The sequence below is a fragment of the Ensifer sp. LC163 genome (genome assembly GCF_001695855.1).
GTDB lineage: Bacteria > Pseudomonadota > Alphaproteobacteria > Rhizobiales > Rhizobiaceae > Ensifer.
The window spans coordinates 194,614-208,495 of the sequence record NZ_MBSS01000012.1; the positions used below are offsets into that span (position 1 = coordinate 194,614).

Sequence of the window (13,882 nt, forward strand, 5' to 3'; positions counted from 1 at the left end):
CGATCCAGGGAGACGCCCATGACTCGCAAGCTCGCCGCAACGCTTCTCGCTTCGCTTTCCCTTACCGCCATGGCGGCGCCTGCCGCCTCGGCTGCCGACTATCTCGGGACCTATCGCGACCAGCCGACATCCTATAGCGCGGGTGTCTGCGGCGATGCCTCGGTTCTCGGCTTCATCACCTCGCGGTTCGAATACAAGGCGGCGAACTATCTGCACGCCAATCTCTCGATCGCCGAGATCCGCAACATGGGCCAGAACCGGCTGGAACTGCGGGACTATACCCATCGGGTTGAGCGCGAGTATTGCCGCGCGACCGCCGTCATGACCGATGGCGATCAACGGCCGCTCTACTATCTCATCGAGCGCAACTGGGGCTTTGCCGGCATTGGCCGCAACATCGAGTTCTGCGTCGGTGGCCTCGACCCCTGGTATGTCTACGGCGCCTATTGCGCTTCGCTTCGCTGACAATGCCAGAGCATTACCCACAGCGCCGGCTGCTGCCGGCGCTTTTCTTTGCCCTGGCACTTGCCGGCTGCAGCGACGACGGCGCCGAGAAAAAGCCGCTGCCGCCAGCGTCGGACCGTGCAAAATCGGACGTCGTCCTACCCGTCGGCCAGGGCTTTGATTTCTACGTTCTCTCGCTCTCGTGGTCGCCGACCTGGTGCGACGACAACGATCCGTCCGGCAAGACCGGCCAGTGCAAGCTCGGCAGCAATCGCGGGCTGATCGTGCACGGCCTGTGGCCGCAGAATGACCGGGGCTATCCCGATTTCTGCCCGACGCGGCAATCGGATCGCGTGCCGGAGGCGCTCGGCCGCCAATATCTCGATCTCATTCCGTCCATGGGGCTGATCGGCCATCAGTGGCGCAAGCATGGAACCTGCTCGGGCCTGAGCCAACAGGATTATTTCGCCGTCACCCGGGCGGCGCGCGAGCGCGTCGCGTTGCCGGCGGAACTCAGCGCATCACGTCGAGAAAACTCACTGTCCGTCAGCGCAATCGAGGCCGGGTTCGTGGCCAGAAATCCCGGCATGACGACAAACGCCGTCGCTGTTACCTGCGAGGGCAAGCGGCTGGAGGAAATCAGGATCTGCTTCGACAAGGCGCTGAATTTCCGCCCTTGCCCCGAGGTGGATCGCCAAGCCTGCCGAAGGGACACCGTGACGCTGCCACCGGCATCCTAGACCGATGCATGGGCCGACCGCATGTGGCTCGATATTATGAAACTGCGCCCGCTCTTCCGACATTCGCTTTGGAAGTCATGCGCGAAAGAGAAAGATGCTCGATGAAAATACTTTACTCGCCATCGTCCCCCTACTCCAACAAGGTCCGCATGGCTGCGCACTATGCCGGGCTGTCGGCCGAAAGCGTCTTGACCGATACCAACGCCAACTCGCCGGAACTCATCGGCAGCAATCCGCTCGGCAAGATCCCGACGCTGGTTACCGGCGACGGCAAGGCGATCTACGACAGCCGCACCATCATGCATTTCATCGACCGGGAGACGAAGGGCAAGCTCTACCCGAAGAATGCCGGGAAGCGTTTGGATATCGAAATCTTCGAGGCGCTGTGCGACGGCATCTGCGACAGCCTGCTGGCGATCGTCTACGAGAAGCGGTTCCATCCGCCGGAAAAGGTGCATCAGCCCTGGATCGACAGGCAGTGGGAAAAGGTCGAACGGAGCCTCGATCATCTGAATGAGAATCTGCCCAAGACGGGAGCCAAGCTGCATGCGGGGCATTTCGCGCTTGCAGCGCTGCTTCGCTACATCGAGCTGCGCTTCAGCGGCGAATGGCAACGCGGCCGTGCCAAGCTGAAGAACTGGCCGGCAAAATTCGAAAAGCACTTCCCGGATTATTCGAAATTCAAAGCATGAAAAAAGGCCGGGTCTCCCCGGCCTTTTCCTTGATCAGGCAGGTTGCCGATCAGAACTTTACGCCCATACCGACGCGGACGCTGTGCTCATCGTAACCGGAAGACACGTTGGTGCCACCAACGTTGAAGTCCTTCGAGCCGTAGTCCGTGTAACGGTATTCGACGCGTGCCGTGATGTTGTCGGTGACGAAGGTTTCCGCACCGGCACCAGCCGTCCAGCCGATCATGGTGTTCTTGTCGGAACCAGCCGGGGTCGATGCCTTGGCCTGACCAACGGCGAGACCAGCCGTACCGTAGAGCAGGACCGGGTTCAGATCGACACCGACGCGAGCGCGCAGCGAGCCGTTGACGCCCTGCTTCATGCGCAGGTCACCACGGGTGGAATCCTGGCCGGAGTAGCCGACGTCGGCTTCACCGCCGTAAACGATCTGGCCGCTCTGCATGTTGTAGCCGCCGTAAAGACCGCCACCGAAACCAGCCGAAGTGGCGTCGCCGGTCGCATCAGCCTGGCCATGGTGCCAATCAGCGGTACCACCGACATAGGCGCCCGACCAGTTCTTGACTGCCGGTTCGGTGTACTCGGCTGCGGGAGCTGCCGGAACTTCGTCGATCGCGTCTGCAGCCTGGGCGGCCTGGAAGGCGATGAGGGATACGGCCGAAGCCATGAGGGTGGTGGTGAGCGTACGCATAAATATTCTCCTTTACGAACCGATGCCCCGAGGTTTGGGATCCCTCAATGAAACATCGGACAACTTTCAATTAACCCGCCCGGTTGAGCTGAAATTGGCCAGCAAATGAGGATTCACAAGAGCCAAAATGTGAAATTTTGGTGGCACAATCACGTCCAAAATTTGATGTTGCTTTCACGCCACAGGGATTTTATTAACCATCTTTCAAGATTAACGAAAGATATACTATATAACTTCAAAATAATACAATTTACGCGAATTCCATTAATTTTTGCGAAATGAATCGTCAGGGAGAGTTTCAGGGCGGCGTTTCTTGCCTATATCTTCGTCCGCGTGCGCGAAGATTCGAAAAGCGGGATGAAACGTTGAAGAAAGCACTGAAGGCGGCACTCGTAACCGGTGGCGCCAAACGGATCGGCAAGGCTATAGTTGAGGACCTCGCGGCCCATGGCTTCGCGGTCGCAATCCATGCCAATGGCTCGCTTGATGAGGCGAAGTCTATGGCGGCCTCATTGACGGAAAGAGGAGTCGGCGCCGTTGCAGTGAAGGCCGATCTGACCGACACGCAGGAAACCGCGGCACTGATGGCGCAGGTCAATGAGGCGCTCGGTCCGATCGACCTGATCGTCAACAATGCCTCGCTGTTCAAGAAGGATAGCCTCGACGCTTTCGACGAAACCGTATGGGATCGCCATTTCGCGTTGCACGTGAAAGCCCCGTCCCTGCTCGCTCGCGATTTTGCCCGCCAATTGCCGCGCGGCGTCTCGGGCCTCGTCATCAATGTGATCGACCAGCGCGTCTGGTCTCCAAACCCGCGCTTTTATTCCTATATGTTATCCAAGTCCGCGCTGTGGACGGCAACACAAACGATGGCTCAGGCACTTGCGCCGGATATTCGCGTCAACGGCATCGGCCCAGGGCCAACATTGCCGAACGAGCGGCAGGATCCTCGCGATTTCCAGGCACAGGTCGATGCACTTATCCTCAGGCGCGGTCCGGCGCTCGCCGAATTCGGGCGGACGATCCGCTTCCTTTTCGGCACACCGTCGATTACCGGACAGATGATCGCGCTGGACGGCGGCCAGCACCTCGCCTGGGAGACGCCCGACATCAGGGAGATAGTGGAATGAACGGACGCGTGCCGACCGACGGCGGCATCCTCTATGACGGCAATGATGCCGAAGACGACGACGACCTGATCGAGGCGCCCGAAAGTGCGCCCGCAGGCCCGGCTATCGAATGGGCCGAGAATCGCAATGAGGTCGAGGGGCTCAAAGGCGCCGAATTGATCCAGGCCTTCGTGAAACGGCTTCCGAACGGCCCCGGCGTCTATCGCATGTTCAACGACGCCGGCGACGTCCTTTATGTCGGCAAGGCGCGCAGCCTGAAGAAGCGCGTCGGCAACTACGCCCAGGGCCGCGGCCACTCCAACCGCATTTCGCGGATGATTCGCGAAACCGCGAACATGGAGTTCGTCACCACCCGCACCGAGATCGAGGCGCTTCTGCTCGAAGCCAACCTGATCAAGCGCCTTCGGCCGCGCTTCAACGTGCTTCTGCGTGACGACAAATCCTTTCCCTATATTCTGGTCACCGGCGACAGCCGTGCACCCGCCCTTTACAAACATCGCGGCGCGCGCAGCCGAAAGGGCGATTATTTCGGCCCCTTCGCCTCGGCCGGCGCCGTCGGGCGCACGATCAATTCGCTGCAGCGCGCATTCCTTTTAAGAACCTGCACCGACAGCGTCTTCGAGACGCGCACGCGTCCCTGTCTTCTGCATCAGATCAAGCGCTGTTCGGCGCCCTGCACGGGCGAAATCAGCAATGACGGCTATGCCGAGCTGGTGCGCGAAGCCAAGGACTTCCTCTCCGGCAAGAGCCAGGCGGTGAAGGCGACGATCGCGGCGGCAATGGGCGAGGCCTCGGAAAACCTCGACTTCGAACGCGCGGCACTTTATCGCGACCGCCTTGCCGCGCTCAGCCACGTGCAGAGCCACCAGGGCATTAATCCGGCCGGCGTCGAAGAGGCCGACGTCTTTGCGATCCACCACGAAGGCGGCATCTCCTGCATCCAGGTGTTCTTCTTCCGCACCGGACAGAACTGGGGCAACCGCGCCTATTTCCCGAAGGCAGACCCGTCACTGCCGACCGCGGAAGTGCTTTCGGCGTTTCTCGCGCAGTTCTACGACGACAGGCCCTGTCCGCGGCAGATCTTGCTGTGCGAGGCGGTCGAGGAACAGGAACTGCTTGGCCAGGCGCTCAGCGAAAAGTCCGGTTACAAGGTGTCGATCCAGGTGCCGCAACGCGGCGAGAAGAAGGACCTTGTCGACCATGCGCTCGCCAACGCCCGCGAGGCGCACGGCCGCAAGCTGGCGGAAACCGCATCGCAGTCGCGACTGCTCGAAGGCTTTGCAGAAACGTTCAAGCTTGAGCGCGCACCACGCCGGATCGAGATCTACGACAACTCGCACATCATGGGCACCAATGCCGTCGGCGGCATGGTGGTCGCCGGCCCCGAAGGCTTCGTCAAAGGCCAGTACCGCAAGTTCAACATCAAATCGACCGACATCACGCCCGGCGACGACTTCGGCATGATGCGCGAGGTGATGACCCGTCGCTTCTCGCGCCTGCTCAAGGAAGAAGGCAAGCCGGACCGGACAGTCGAGATCGCCGACGACGCCGCCTTCCCGGCCTGGCCTGACGTTATCCTGATCGACGGCGGCCAGGGACAGATGACCGCCGTGCGCGCGATCCTTAGAGAACTTGATGTCGAGGATTGCGTGACGGCGATCGGTGTTGCCAAGGGCGTCGACCGCGATGCCGGGCGCGAGCGTTTCTTTGCGCTCGGGCGCGACAGCTTCACGCTGCCGCCGCGGGACCCGGTGCTCTATTTCATCCAGCGCCTGCGCGACGAAGCGCACCGTTTTGCCATCGGTTCGCACCGCGCCCGACGCAAGAAGGAGATGGTCAAGAACCCACTGGACGAGATCGCCGGCGTCGGGCCGACGCGTAAACGCGCTCTGCTCACCCATTTCGGTACCGCCAAGGCCGTTTCCCGCGCCGGGATGAACGACCTGATGGCGGTCAACGGCATTTCCGAGGCCGTCGCACGGCTGGTCTACGAGCATTTCCATGAGGACGCGGCAAAATGACCCTTGCAGCGCCGCGCGTCGAAGATGACGCGCAAGGGACGCTGTAAAGGTTCAAACTTGCTGCATAATTTCGCCGTTAAATCGATGCCGATTTAAGGAATTACGCGATGGCAATTCACCCGACGTTCAGGTGAGATGCGCCAATTATGACAACCTTCGCACAATGATTTGTTGACCTGAGGGCCGCAAAGTCATTCTGTACCTCCGAGGAAGACAGAGAACCCGAATCCATGCCCAAGCCCGTCGCCTACAGCATCCCCAACCTGCTCACCTATTTCCGAATCCTGATCGTGCCGCTGATCGTGCTTTGCTTCTTCATCGAAGGCCGGCTGCACAGTTCGGATTTCGCACGCTGGACGGCGGTCATTCTCTTTGCCATCGCCTCGATCACCGACTTCTTTGACGGCTATCTCGCCCGCATCTGGAATCAGACCTCGAACATCGGCAAGATGCTCGACCCGATTGCCGACAAGCTCTTGGTCGCCTCGATCCTGCTGCTCGTCGCCGCTGACCAGACGATTGCCGGCTGGTCGATCTGGGCCGCGATCATCATCCTGTGCCGTGAAATCCTGGTATCGGGCCTGCGCGAGTATCTGGCGGCACTCAAGGTCAGCGTTCCCGTCACCCGTATCGCCAAGTGGAAGACGACGATCCAGATGGTGGCGATCGTCTTCCTGCTCGCCGGCCCCGCTGGCGACAAGATCCTGCCCTATACGACAGAGGCCGGTATCGTATTGCTATGGATCGCCGCGGCGATCACGCTCTACAGCGGCTATGACTATTTCCGCGCCGGCCTGAAGCACGTGGTCAACGAATGAGCACCGTCAATCTCGTCTATTTCTCCTGGGTGCGCGAACGCATCGGCAAGGGTGAGGAAACGCTGGAGGTTCCGGCGGCCGTCGTCACCATTGCCGACCTGCTTGCGCATCTGAAGACGCTGGGGGAGGAATACGAGACGGCGCTCGAGCACCAGAACGTCATCCGCGCGGCGATCAACCAGGAACATGTCGAGCATGGCGAACCGATCGCCGGTGCGCGCGAGATCGCCCTCTTCCCGCCGATGACCGGTGGCTGACACCATGGGCGCGCCCGTCACCGTGCGTGTGCAGCGCGAGGATTTCGACCTTTCGGCCGAGGTTTCCAAGCTTTCGTCCGACCGCCCCGACATTGGGGCGGTCGTGACGTTTTCGGGCCTCTGCCGCGACGAAGCGGGCATGCTTGCCGCTCTCGAACTAGAGCATTACCCCGGGATGGCCGAGGCCGAGATCGAACGCATCTGCAACTTGGCGGTCGAACGCTTCGGGCTGCAGGCAGCAACGGCGATCCATCGCTACGGCAGGATCATTCCCGGCGAGAACATCGTGCTCGTGGTCACCGCTTCGCCCCATCGCCAGGCAGCCTTCGATGGCGCCAGCTTCATCATGGACTTCCTCAAGACATCTGCGCCCTTCTGGAAGAAGGAACACTTGACCGATGGCACGGCTGGCAGCTGGGTCAGCGCCAAGGATGCCGACGACACGGCGCGTGATCGCTGGAAGCGCTGACACGCGGGATCGATGCTCCACGCGCGGATTACGGGATGACTTTTTCCTGTCGCGTGACCGCAAGCACGATGACGAGGAAGCCGAAGATCGCAAAATCCCGCCAGAGCATCGGGCCATAGGCCCCCCAGAGTGTTTCGAGAAGGCCGATGGCGGCTGCGCCGAGCGCGGCATAAAGCGGCGATGTCTGGCCGCCGATCGCGGCGATAAACAGCACTTTGACCCCGAACGTGAGCCCGGTGCCGAAATCCATGTTGCCATAGTAGGACGCAGCCAGGATACCGCAGCAGGCGGCGATCAGCGATGCGGCGCCATAGGCGACGATATAGACACGGGCCGCATCGATGCCGCAAAGGGCGGCCGCGCCACGATCCTCCGACACCGCCCGCCACGACCGTCCGGCGCCGCTATGCGTCAGAAACCAGTGACCGGCCGCCACCAGCGCCACCATCAACAGCGTGTTGAGCAACTGGATCACCGTCAGCGTCACCGGGAATTTGGGGTCGGGCCAGAAGACGATGTTGCCGTTCAGAAACGGCGGCAGCCACAGGCTCTTCGTTTCGGAGGCCAGCCGCGCCGTTTCCATCAGCACTAGCAGGGTCCCGAGCGACGCGACGACGACAGTGTTGGCTGACGAGAACGCGAGCGGGCGCATCACGTAACGCCCGGCGACAAGCCCTGCCCCAACACCAAGCGTCAGACCGGCGGCGGCGCCAAGGCCGAGCGCTGCCGGCAGCAGCAGCCACAGCCGGTTCCAGCCGAAATCCGCAAACAGCACGAACATCTGGCCGGAGAAGGCAAAGAGGGCGCCGTAGGTGAGATCGGCCCGGCGGGTCACGGCGAAGGCGATGGCATAGCCGAAGGCCAGCGCCGCATAGAGTGCGGCGATCGGGACGGCATTGGCGATCTGCTGCAGGAAATAGAGCATGGCGCATCCGGAGCGTGACAACATCAATATAACTGGTAAAATCATTTTTGCCAGTTAGGAATAGCTCATGACCTTCACCTGGACCGCACATCGATTTGCCGGCGGCGCGCTGGCGCTGGATGTCGCCAACTCCGTCATTCTGCGCTTTGATGCCGCAAGGCGTATTGATCGCTTCGCCGACGTTGCAGCACTCGACGCCTTTGCCGACGCCGCCAACCGGTTCGGCGCCGAAAGCACACGTTTTGGCACGCTTTCACCCGTTGCCGAGCAGAACCGGGCAGGACTTTTGAGGTTGCGCGAGGCGACGGATCGGCATTTTCGGGCACAGGCGGCTGCCGAGCATCGGGCGGACCTGATGGCCGATCTGCTGGAGGCAATCGCCGCAGTGCTGCGCAGCACCGGCAATGGCGGACGCGCCATCGCGCTCGACACGGCAACGGCGCATTCCGCACTCAGCCTCACCGCCAGTCCCGAACCCGATCGATTGAAGATCTGCCCGAATTGCGGCTGGCTGTTTCTGGACAAGAGCCGCAACCGCAGCCGGACCTGGTGCGACATGGCGGTCTGCGGCAACCGCAGCAAGGCCAAGCGCCACTATCATCGCAGCAAGGAGGAGGCCCAGTCATGACGAGGATGATTGCAACGCTTGCGGCGATGATGGCGGCGATGCTGATGGCGGGCTGCCAGCGGGAGACCGGCCCCGATCCGCTGAAGTTGACCGGCAAGATGTTCGTCTTCAACTATCGGCTCGCCTACGCGGCCTACATAATCACGCTCAGCAAGCTCGAACCGGTACCCGAGGGAAGCATCGTTATTGCGACCTTCGAGAACCCCGCCGGGGGCGAGCCGCTGACCTTGACGCGCAAGCTCTTTCCAAAGCTCGACAGAGTGGTGCTGGAAAGTCCTGATTTGACCTGCGTGAAAAAGGAAAGGCCCTATGCGGTGACGATCGAGGTGAAGGGACCTGCCGGCGAAACGCTGCAGACACTGGAGACCACCGTCACCTCCGATATCGACCAAGATATCCTGCCGGCCAAGCCACTTGTCGAAGGGCCCGCCTACCACAAGAATCCGGAGGTCTTCTGGGGAGGCAAGGCTCCGGAGCGTTTTGAAACCGCGCGCTGCGCGACATGAAAAAGCCGGAGCGTTTCCGCTCCGGCTCAATCGAATCAATTCAAGCCGTTACGGCCCAAAACGCAGAACTTGAATCAGCCGACGATTTCGGTGCCGGAGAACCAGTATGCGATTTCTTCGGCAGCCGTTTCCGGAGCATCCGAACCGTGGACCGAGTTTTCGCCGATCGAAAGCGCGTGAACCTTGCGGATCGTGCCTTCGTCAGCGTTTGCCGGATTGGTGGCGCCCATGATTTCGCGGTTCTTGGCGATGGCGTTTTCGCCTTCGAGAACCTGAACGATGGTCGGGCCGGAGGACATGGACTCGACGAGTTCGCCGAAGAACGGACGTTCCTTGTGAACAGCGTAGAAGCCTTCAGCTTCGCGGCGGCTCATCCAGACGCGCCTGGAAGCGACGACGCGCAGGCCGGCGTCTTCGAGCATCTTGGTGATGGCGCCGGTCAGGTTACGGTTCGTTGCGTCCGGCTTGATCATCGAAAAGGTACGTTCAATCGCCATTGGCTCAATTCCCTTGTTTTCTTGAGAAGTGGCGGTTCATTAGCCGCCAATTCTGCGCAAAACAAGGGGGCTCGCTAACGATTCGCCGCGTCCGTTGCGGGTTTCACGCCGCTGTCACAGAGCGGCCTATGCCACCATGCAGGTCGAGGCAGCGCTCGAACCAGGCTGCGACCGGATCGGCGGGAGAAAGCAGGCGTTGCGGCGACACGATCCGCGCCCATTGCAGCGCGCCGAAGACGATGTAGTCGGCAAAGAGTGGCCGTTCGCCGCCGAGATAGGGCTGAAACTTCAGCATATGGCGCAACGGCTCGAGCTTGTCGGAGAAGGTTGCAAGGGCGGCAGTGCCGGTTTCCGCGACCGCTTCGAGCGACGTGCCGAAACGCGCCTCCCGGCTTTCGCGAAAATACACCCGATCGACCGGATCGAGGCTGTCGTGAATATCCCTAATGATAATGCGGGCAATCGCCGGGTGCAGCGTCGTCTGCGACCAGCCCTCGACGAAGCGGGCCATGGCCATTCCACCCGGTCCGCCAAACAGCGACGGTCGGTCCGGGTAGTTCTCGTCGAGATAGACGGCGATCTCGAAACTGTCCTGTACCAGCCGCTCGCCGTCGCGCAGAAGCGGCACGAGCTTGGTAGCACCCTCCTCCACCTTGGGGATCTCGGTAAAACCGATCGGCACGACGTCGAAGTCGAGCCCCTTGTGCGCAAGCGACAGCTTGGTCTTCCAGACATGCGGCGAGAAAGGTCGGGCCCTGTCGGCACCGCAAAGCGAATAGAGTTTCCTGCTCACGTGATCTCCCGGCGAGAATTAGGTCGTCTCACGCCATTCGACGCCAGACTGGTCGAAGGATCAAATCATTAAATTTCATAGGTGGCATTCGCCACAGGAATGCGGATCTGCGCTAACCTTGCGACCGCTTAGGAGAAACAGATGCTCGATCATTTTCGCATGTTCGCCGATTACAACAACTGGGCCAACCGCCGGCTCTATGCGGCAGCGGCAGAACTTACGGAAAGAGATCTGAGGCAGAGCAAGGGCGCCTTCTTCGGCTCGGTGCTTGCGACGCTCAATCATATCCTCGCCGCGGATCGCATCTGGATGAAGCGCTTTACCGGCGAAGGCGACGCGCCGACGGCACTGGATGCGACGCTCCACGACGATCTCGCCAGCCTTGCCATTGCACGCGAGCGGGAAGATGCGCGGATGATCGCCTGGATCGACGGCCTCGATGATGCGCGGCTTGCAGCCACCTTCACCTACACGCCCCTCAGTACGCCGGTGAGCATCACGCAAAAGCTCGGACCGACGCTGGCCCACGTCTTCAACCACCAGACCCACCATCGCGGCCAGGCGCATGCGACGCTGACGGCCCTTGGCCGCCCGTCAATTGTGCTGGATCTCGCGTTCTTTCTGTGGGCCGAGGGAGAGAAGTGGGCGAGCTAGCGCCGCCCACCGAGCGATCGGCGGCAGATGATCGAGCGACAGCCCGGCTTTCTGCCTTCCGTTCGCAGCCATTTTGAGCAAGTGGCGTTGCGCCAGCCAGGCGGCAAGGCCAAGTCCGATGCCGCCCGCGATCGACACCGTGGAGAAGAGCACGGTTGGCAGATGCGCCTGCAGCGGCGCCATCAACAGTTCCGGGACAAAACGGTGCAGGATGTAGATATGGAAACCGGCGGCCGATAGCGGCAGCACGACTTGTGCCGCCCAGCGTGGAACGCGGACGCGCGGCGCGTAGACGAGAGCGACGAGCACGGCGATCAACAGCAGATACTTGATCTTCGTGCCGATCCAAACGCCCTCGTAAAGGCCGAAGAACAGGAACGCGCCGGTTCCGGCTGCCACCAGCAGCAATCGCTGCCCATGCGTTTCGGCGATCGCCGCGCACCACCCGATCACAGCGAGATAGAAGATCCACGGCAAAGTGAAGATCTGCCGATTGCCGATCGACCACAGCATCGGCAGCGCCAGCCGGGCGACCAGCGCCACGCCGAGCAGCAGCATACCCGTTGCAAAGGGGTGTCGAGCCGCAAACCGCCGGAAGCGCGGGATCGCAAACAGCGACACGAAGACCAGCATCATCTGGCAATAGGCTTCGATGAACCAGTAGAGGTAGGGCACCATGCCGCGGGTCTCCGGATCGGCAAACCCGAAATTGCCGACGAGGAAGACGGAGGCCCAGGGGACCTCGCCCCAAACCGCAGCATAGGCGCCGACGATGAGATAATAGGGCACGAGGATCTGGGTAAGCGGTCGCAGAATAGCAAAGCCACCACCGGCCAGAAGCTGCCCCATCTGGAACCGGGCGAGGCTGAAACCGGCAAGGATGACCATGGCAGCCGACCCGCCCGGCAGCGGCCACAAGGTCTCATGGTGAAGAACGACGAGCAGTATCGCCAAGGCACGGATGATGAGATCCATTCCGATCCGTGTCGTCGTCGCGTCCCGCCTTTCCAGCGCCGCAAGCGTTGCGATCGGCATGGCCTCCCACAGTTCCGGCGCTTGCCCGAGCGCCTTTTCGAGACCGATCGAGAGCTGCACGAAACGCAACGAATCACCGCCGAGCGAGAGGAAACTATCCTCGGGCTTCACCCGTGCGGGATAGAACACCTGTCGGAAAAGGCTTTCGATGCCTTCACGATCGCTGCCGCCGGCGGCGATCGCCTGCTTTGCGGCAAGGTTCAGCGCGCTGTAATCGACTTTGCCTGACGGCAATCTCGGGATTTCCGGCAGGCGCGTGGCCCTGATATGGGCGAGTGTCAGGCCGCTCGCAGCAACAAGCAGGCGGCGAACATCCTCGGGTCGGCCCTCCCCCTGAAAAAAGGCATGCAGCCCGTCGTCATCGCCGACGATCGCCGCCACCAGACCGCGTTGCTCCAAAGCCTGCTCAAGGGCATCGTGGCCGATGCGCAGGCCAGCGATCTTGGACATGCGCTTCATGCGCCCGACGACGCGGAAAAGACCATCGGCTTCGCGGACCGCCAGGTCGCCCGTACGCAGTTCGTCAAGGTCTGCCCCCCGGGCCAGGTCCTGTCGCGACGAGGCGTAGCCCATCATCACATTGGGGCCGCGATAGACGAGTTCGCCGACGATACCGGCACCGGCAACCGCTCGCCCCTGCTCGTCCTCGATCGACAACGCGCCTCCGGGAATGGCGATGCCGATCCGGTCTTCGTTGCCCTCGAGCCGAGCCGGCGGCACATAGGCGATGCGGGCCGTCGCTTCGGTCTGGCCGTACATGACGAAGAAGGCGGCGCCCCGGGCGCGAAGATGCTCGTCATAGACACGAACGCGCTCCGGCGCCAGACGTCCGCCGGCAACCGTCATGAAACGTAAGTGCGGGAACGCGCGATTGCGAAACCCGACCTTTTCCAGGAGCTCATAGGAATAGGGCACACCGGAAAGATTGGTGCAGCCGCTGGCGGCGAGACCGTCAAGGAACCCGGGGTCAAGGATGGAGCCGTTGGGGATAAAAAGGCTGGCGCCGACGCTCAGATGGGCATTCAGCACCGAAAGTCCGTAGGAGTAATGGAGCGGCAGGATCAGGCAGGCGCAATCGTCGGCGCCGAGCTCCAGATACGCGGCAATCGAGCGGGCGTTCGCCGAAATGTTGGTGGTAGAAAGCCGCACCGCCTTGCCGCAACCAGTGCTGCCGGAGGTCGACAGCAACAGGCCAAGGTCCGGATGCAGCGGTTTATCGCTGCACTCCAGATGTTCCGTTCGCCAGCGGCCGTCCATCCGGCGATAGGCACAGTCCGGCTCGAACATGTCGGTCCAGGCCACGGTACCGGCGCCGCGCGGCGCCTGCATGGCAACCACATGTCCGGCCCTCAGTGCCGCAAGATAGGCAATGATTGCATGTTCGGAAGGCTCGGGCTCGAGCGTTACCAGCGCGCGGGTGCGCGGAAAAAGTGTCGCCTGGCGATCGACCCTTTCATGCAATTCGCGATAGGTCACGAGACGCTGGCCGGGAAGAACCAGAGCGGGACGCTCGCCCCACGCCGCCAGATCCGCAATGAAGGAAGGGGGTATGGTCAAACCGTCGCACTGCATTCGAGCCTCCCTC

16 protein-coding genes are annotated in these 13,882 nt (G+C 61.7%); 11 read left to right on the forward strand and 5 right to left on the reverse strand.

The features are described from left to right. The first annotated feature begins 18 nt into the window (after positions 1-18). The 3 genes from BC360_RS10795 (at position 19) to BC360_RS10805 (ending at position 1,876) form a co-directional block, all read left to right on the forward strand. Positions 19-465 (forward strand): hypothetical protein, encoded by a 447-nt coding sequence (locus BC360_RS10795; protein WP_065787220.1) that lies wholly within the window; start codon positions 19-21, stop codon positions 463-465. Positions 466-467: 2 nt separating this feature from the next. Beyond that, entirely contained in the window at positions 468-1,184 is a 717-nt protein-coding gene (locus BC360_RS10800; protein WP_083222511.1) for a ribonuclease T2 family protein, read from the forward strand. A gap of 101 nt (positions 1,185-1,285) precedes the next feature. Then, entirely contained in the window at positions 1,286-1,876 is a 591-nt protein-coding gene (locus tag BC360_RS10805) for a glutathione S-transferase (protein WP_053246953.1), read from the forward strand. 49 nt (positions 1,877-1,925) lie between these two features. On the opposite strand, the gene BC360_RS10810 is transcribed toward BC360_RS10805, so the two are convergent. Further along, complete coding sequence (locus tag BC360_RS10810; RefSeq protein ID WP_065787221.1) at positions 1,926-2,564, reverse strand: outer membrane protein; 639 nt, start codon at positions 2,562-2,564, stop codon at positions 1,926-1,928. 365 nt (positions 2,565-2,929) lie between these two features. On the opposite strand from BC360_RS10810, the gene BC360_RS10815 reads away from it, so the two are divergent. The 5 genes from BC360_RS10815 to BC360_RS10835 all read left to right on the forward strand — a co-directional run bounded on the left by BC360_RS10815 (position 2,930) and on the right by BC360_RS10835 (position 7,259). After that, entirely contained in the window at positions 2,930-3,694 is a 765-nt protein-coding gene (locus tag BC360_RS10815) for an SDR family oxidoreductase (RefSeq protein ID WP_065787222.1), read from the forward strand. Then, positions 3,691-5,715 (forward strand): excinuclease ABC subunit UvrC, encoded by a 2,025-nt coding sequence (gene uvrC, locus BC360_RS10820; RefSeq protein ID WP_065795182.1) that lies wholly within the window; start codon positions 3,691-3,693, stop codon positions 5,713-5,715. Before BC360_RS10815 ends, uvrC begins: the two co-directional genes overlap by 4 nt. 230 nt (positions 5,716-5,945) lie before the next feature. Further along, positions 5,946-6,533 carry a CDP-diacylglycerol--glycerol-3-phosphate 3-phosphatidyltransferase gene (gene pgsA / locus BC360_RS10825; protein WP_065787224.1) on the forward strand — a complete coding sequence of 196 codons (588 nt, stop codon included), beginning with the start codon at positions 5,946-5,948 and terminating at the stop codon, positions 6,531-6,533. Further along, positions 6,530-6,790, forward strand: a complete 261-nt coding sequence (gene moaD / locus BC360_RS10830) for a molybdopterin converting factor subunit 1 (RefSeq protein ID WP_065787225.1) — start codon at positions 6,530-6,532, stop codon at positions 6,788-6,790. The genes pgsA and moaD overlap by 4 nt, the downstream gene beginning before the upstream one ends. Positions 6,791-6,794: 4 nt before the next feature. Then, positions 6,795-7,259 (forward strand): molybdenum cofactor biosynthesis protein MoaE, encoded by a 465-nt coding sequence (locus tag BC360_RS10835; protein ID WP_065787226.1) that lies wholly within the window; start codon positions 6,795-6,797, stop codon positions 7,257-7,259. Positions 7,260-7,287: 28 nt separating this feature from the next. On the opposite strand, the gene BC360_RS10840 is transcribed toward BC360_RS10835, so the two are convergent. After that, positions 7,288-8,184 carry a branched-chain amino acid ABC transporter permease gene (locus BC360_RS10840; protein ID WP_065787227.1) on the reverse strand — a complete coding sequence of 299 codons (897 nt, stop codon included), beginning with the start codon at positions 8,182-8,184 and terminating at the stop codon, positions 7,288-7,290. Between the two features lie 67 nt (positions 8,185-8,251). Between BC360_RS10840 and BC360_RS10845 the strand changes: the two genes are divergently transcribed. Together BC360_RS10845 and BC360_RS10850 are read left to right on the forward strand one after the other, a co-directional pair. Next, positions 8,252-8,812: a CGNR zinc finger domain-containing protein gene (locus BC360_RS10845; protein WP_065787228.1), complete on the forward strand. Its 561-nt coding sequence runs from the start codon at positions 8,252-8,254 to the stop codon at positions 8,810-8,812. A gap of 5 nt (positions 8,813-8,817) precedes the next feature. Next, complete coding sequence (locus BC360_RS10850; RefSeq protein WP_413813741.1) at positions 8,818-9,318, forward strand: hypothetical protein; 501 nt, start codon at positions 8,818-8,820, stop codon at positions 9,316-9,318. A gap of 74 nt (positions 9,319-9,392) precedes the next feature. On the opposite strand, the gene ndk is transcribed toward BC360_RS10850, so the two are convergent. Continuing rightward, positions 9,393-9,815, reverse strand: coding sequence for a nucleoside-diphosphate kinase (gene ndk, locus BC360_RS10855; RefSeq protein WP_065795184.1), 423 nt, complete (start codon positions 9,813-9,815; stop codon positions 9,393-9,395). Positions 9,816-9,918: 103 nt separating this feature from the next. Continuing rightward, positions 9,919-10,608: a glutathione S-transferase family protein gene (locus BC360_RS10860; protein WP_065787231.1), complete on the reverse strand. Its 690-nt coding sequence runs from the start codon at positions 10,606-10,608 to the stop codon at positions 9,919-9,921. A gap of 141 nt (positions 10,609-10,749) precedes the next feature. Here BC360_RS10860 and BC360_RS10865 point away from each other — a divergent pair, with 141 nt between their 5' ends. Further along, a complete protein-coding gene (locus BC360_RS10865) occupies positions 10,750-11,262 on the forward strand; it encodes a DinB family protein (RefSeq protein ID WP_065795185.1) in 513 nt (170 codons plus the stop codon). On the opposite strand, the gene BC360_RS10870 is transcribed toward BC360_RS10865, so the two are convergent. Then, entirely contained in the window at positions 11,203-13,869 is a 2,667-nt protein-coding gene (locus BC360_RS10870; RefSeq protein WP_065795186.1) for an AMP-binding protein, read from the reverse strand. The genes BC360_RS10865 and BC360_RS10870 overlap by 60 nt on opposite strands. Positions 13,870-13,882: the final 13 nt, after the last annotated feature.